The following is a 598-nucleotide window of genomic DNA, read 5'->3' as shown; positions in this document are numbered from 1 at the left end:
CTCCAGTCGAACCGGTCGAGCCCGTTGCACCGGTCGAGCCAGTCGCGCCAGTCGAGCCGGTTGCACCGGTCGAACCAGTCGCGCCGGTCGAGCCTGTTGCCCCGGTCGAGCCAGTGGCACCGGTCGCACCTGTCGAGCCAGTTGCTCCGGTCGAGCCGGTTGCACCAGTCGAACCTGTCGCTCCAGTCGAGCCGGTGGCTCCGGTCGAGCCGGTTGCACCAGTCGAACCGGTTGCACCAGTCGAACCCGTCGCTCCAGTCGAGCCAGTCGCACCGGTCGCACCTGTCGAGCCGGTTGCTCCGGTCGAGCCGGTTGCACCAGTCGAGCCAGTCGCACCTGTCGAGCCCGTTGCACCAGTCGAGCCGGTTGCACCAGTCGAACCGGTCGAGCCAGTTGCTCCGGTCGAGCCCGTTGCACCAGTCGAACCCGTCGCTCCAGTCGAGCCAGTCGCACCTGTCGAGCCGGTTGCACCAGTCGAACCGGTCGAGCCGGTGGCTCCGGTCGAGCCGGTTGCACCGGTCGAGCCAGTGGCACCGGTCGAGCCAGTGGCACCGGTCGCACCTGTCGAGCCAGTTGCTCCGGTCGAGCCGGTTGCACC

Annotated in this window: 1 protein-coding gene; it reads right to left on the bottom strand. The window is 68.9% G+C overall.

Translation table 11 applies throughout. From position 1 onward, the window contains the following. Positions 1-598 (bottom strand): hypothetical protein (locus tag EOA36_RS38725; RefSeq protein WP_245464584.1); only part of this gene is annotated, 598 nt, incomplete at both ends.

The organism is Mesorhizobium sp. M8A.F.Ca.ET.021.01.1.1, from assembly GCF_003998025.1.
Taxonomy (GTDB): domain Bacteria; phylum Pseudomonadota; class Alphaproteobacteria; order Rhizobiales; family Rhizobiaceae; genus Mesorhizobium.
Note: the sequence above shows the minus strand (reverse complement) of the source record. Positions and strands in the feature narration are given on the sequence as shown.